This window comes from Pararhodobacter sp. (genome assembly GCF_034676075.1).
Lineage (GTDB): Bacteria > Pseudomonadota > Alphaproteobacteria > Rhodobacterales > Rhodobacteraceae > Pararhodobacter.
The window spans coordinates 1-2,776 of record NZ_JAUCCQ010000221.1 but is presented as its reverse complement, the minus strand read 5'-3'; the positions used below and the strand labels follow the sequence as shown (position 1 = coordinate 2,776).

At 69.6% G+C, this 2,776-nt stretch carries 4 protein-coding genes; 1 reads left to right on the top strand and 3 read right to left on the bottom strand.

The features are described from left to right. Nucleotides 1–70 precede the first annotated feature (70 nt). Both VDQ18_RS23400 and VDQ18_RS23395 read right to left on the bottom strand, forming a co-directional pair. Nucleotides 71–706, bottom strand: coding sequence for a DnaJ domain-containing protein (locus tag VDQ18_RS23400; RefSeq protein WP_323023260.1), 636 nt, complete (start codon nt 704–706; stop codon nt 71–73). Nucleotides 707–870: 164 nt separating this feature from the next. After that, a complete protein-coding gene (locus VDQ18_RS23395; protein WP_323023259.1) occupies nt 871–1,359 on the bottom strand; it encodes a DUF4177 domain-containing protein in 489 nt (162 codons plus the stop codon). A gap of 240 nt (nt 1,360–1,599) precedes the next feature. Here VDQ18_RS23395 and VDQ18_RS23390 point away from each other — a divergent pair, with 240 nt between their 5' ends. Continuing rightward, nucleotides 1,600–2,157, top strand: a complete 558-nt coding sequence (locus VDQ18_RS23390; RefSeq protein WP_323023258.1) for a YbjN domain-containing protein — start codon at nt 1,600–1,602, stop codon at nt 2,155–2,157. A gap of 47 nt (nt 2,158–2,204) precedes the next feature. Here VDQ18_RS23390 and VDQ18_RS23385 read toward each other — a convergent pair. Then, on the bottom strand, nt 2,205–2,776 hold a 572-nt coding region (locus VDQ18_RS23385; RefSeq protein WP_323023257.1), incomplete at its 5' end, for a transglycosylase SLT domain-containing protein.

Here is a 2,776-nt window from a genome sequence, read left to right as displayed (position 1 = left end):
AAGGGGGCCCGAGGGTCCCCTTTGGCGGGGGGCGCGGGGGGCTGGCCCCCCGCATGACCCGGCTCCCGGCTCAGTCGCGGAAGCTGCGGCTTTCCTTGATCTGGTCCCAGGCCCAGACCACCTCTTGCAGGCGCTCCTCGTCGGCGCGGTTGCCGCCGTTGAGGTCGGGGTGCAGATCCTTGACCAGGCTCTTGTATTGCTTGCGGATCTCGGCCCGGCTCCAGGTGTCGCGGGCGTCGAGGATCTCCAGCGCCTTGCGCTCGGTGGCGGGCAGCTTGCGGGTGTGATGGGCGCGGGCATGGCCGGTTTCGGGCCGCCTGCGCGTCGCGTTCTCGCCCAGCACCTGATAGGGGTCGTCGATCCCGTGGCGCGACCAGTCGCGGTTCTCGCCCTTGCCGAAGGCGCTGGTCGCCCGGCCCCAGACCCGGTCGCGCTCCATGGAATCCTGCATCTCGGCCTCGGTCTGGCCCGAGAAGAAATTCCACTTCAGGTTATATTCGCGCGCGTGTTCCTTGCAGAACCACAGGTAATCGTCCAGCGCATCGGGCGAGCGCGGGGCGCGGTATTGCCCGGCCTCGGTGCAGCCGGGGTGCTGGCACTGGCGCGCCGATGTCTCGACGGCGCCGGACATGCCGCGCCGCCCCCGCGCCTTCTTTTTCTTGTCGGTCGAGGCGCGGATATCGAAATTGAACGGGTCGCGGGTCATGGCTCTGCTGTCTGCCTGCTGCTCGGCCTTCGGTCATGGCGGACCGGCCCGGGGCTGCCGGACACCGGGGCCGCGAGTCGGAGGCGCAAGTCTATCGTTTTTTGCGGGGGAAAGGAAAGGGTTGCGCAGCGCACCGGCGCGCAACCCGGCGGCTGGCAGGCGGATCAGCCCTGCGCGTCGTCCTCGACCCCGGTGCCGCGGGGGCGCAGCACGGGTTCTGCGCGCGCCGCACCCTCGGCCCGCAGCATGGCGCCCGAGCGGAAGAGCGGCTCCTGCCGGCGCACCGGCGTGGCGAGGGGCGTGGCAACCGGCGTTGCGGTCGGCGCCGCGCTGATGGCGGGCGCGGCGGGTTCGGGCACCTCCGCGGCCGGGGCGGCATGGCCCTGCGCCGCGGCCAGTGCCGCGCCCGCGTCGGGCCGCGTGGCGCCCAGTTCCCGGGCGAAGATCATCACCACCTGTTGCGAGACCCGGACCGAGCCCAGCCGCGAGCGTTCCTCGCAGGGCAGGGTTTCGGTCCGGACGAAGTGCCAGCCGCCCGCCGCTTCGGCGTTGATCCGTTCGGCCAGCGTATGGGCGAAGCGGTCGGCAATGGTCTTCAGACCTTTGGATTTTGCCGCGCGCTGAGGGGCGGGGACGACCTTGTATTCGTGCATCGGGGTTTCCGGCTTGTGCGTGCCGGATCGCTCCGGCCGGCTTCCGGGCCTTTTGCGGCAATCGGCCTCGCATTGCAAGCGGCTGAGGCGGCGGCCCGCCCTTGATCGGCCGGGGCTTGCCGGTCGCCCGGGGCGAAGCCAGCCGGACCACAGGATATTTCACCCGATCAACAGGCTTTTGATTGTCAGGTGAAAAGCCGCGGTGATAGCGTCCTGAAACGTTTTCTCGGAGGGATTACCATGATTTCAGTACGCCTTTTCGCCGTTCCCGCGCTGGTCGCGCTTCTGGGGGCGGGCCCTGTCCTGGCGCAGCAATCGCTGAACGGGATGATTACCGGAAATGATGTCGACCGCATCGCCGAACTCGCCCGCGCCTATGGCACGATCGAGCGGCGCGAAGATGAGGATGGCGTCTGGCTGCGCGGCGAGATGGACGGCATCGTCTACACGATTTCGTTCCTCAACTGCAACGACGCGCATCAGGAATGCACCTCGGTCCAGTTCCGCGCCTGGTGGGAATCGAACGGCGCCCATTCCATGGACCGCATGAACCAGTGGAACCGCGACCGCCGCTTCTCGGCCGCCTATCTCGACTCCAACAACAATGCCACGATCGAATGGGACGTGAACCTGGCCGGCGGGGTCACCGCGACCAATTTCGACGATTCCATCCAATGGTGGCAGGCCGTGGTGCGCCAGTTCCGCGAGCAGGTCGTCGACCCGGGCTTCGCCGCTGCCGGCATGGCCACCACGACGCCCAGCACGCCCTCGGCCCCGCCCGCGGCGCGCGGCAAGTGATCCGGGCCTGAAACGGCCCTACGCCGCCGCCTTCAGCCCCGCGCCGCTCAGCTGGCGCATTGCGGCAGGGCGGCGGTGAATTCCGCGATCTCGCGGCGGTGGTCGGCGTTGCGCATCGGCGGCCAGTCGGCGGCCACGCCGCCCGCGCCCTGCACCAGAACCCCGTCCCGCGCCACCGCGGCCGAGGCGATGCGCACCGCGCAGGTCAGATTGTCGGCGCCGTCGTAAAGCCCGTTCTCGCCCAGGTCGCAGCCATGATGGCGCGCCGTCGCGGGCGAGATCTGCAAAAGCCCCTGATAGGCCCCGCCACCGCCCGCCGCCTGCGGGTTCCAGGTGCTTTCGAACCGCGCAAGGCCCGAGAAGAAGGCGACGTAGAAGGCCGCGCGCTGGCTGGGCGAGGCCTCGGCGTAATCGGGGCAGAAGGTTTCCACATCGGCGGGCACCGCCTCGACCATGTCCGTGCCATGGGTCAGCAGCGCCTCGATCATGGCCGTGTTCCATTCCGCCGCCTCGGGTCGGAAGTTCCAGCGTGCAGCGACCTCGGGGGTATTGTCCTCGTGCGGGGTGGCGGCGCAGGCTGCGAGCAGCGGCAGAAGAAACAGGGCGGAGCGCATCGGGG

Coding starts and splice junctions, on each gene's coding strand:
- VDQ18_RS23400 (WP_323023260.1), bottom strand. CDS start 706: ATGACCCGCGACCCGTTCAATTTCGATATCCGCGCCTCGACCGACAAG.
- VDQ18_RS23395 (WP_323023259.1), bottom strand. CDS start 1,359: ATGCACGAATACAAGGTCGTCCCCGCCCCTCAGCGCGCGGCAAAATCC.
- VDQ18_RS23390 (WP_323023258.1), top strand. CDS start 1,600: ATGATTTCAGTACGCCTTTTCGCCGTTCCCGCGCTGGTCGCGCTTCTG.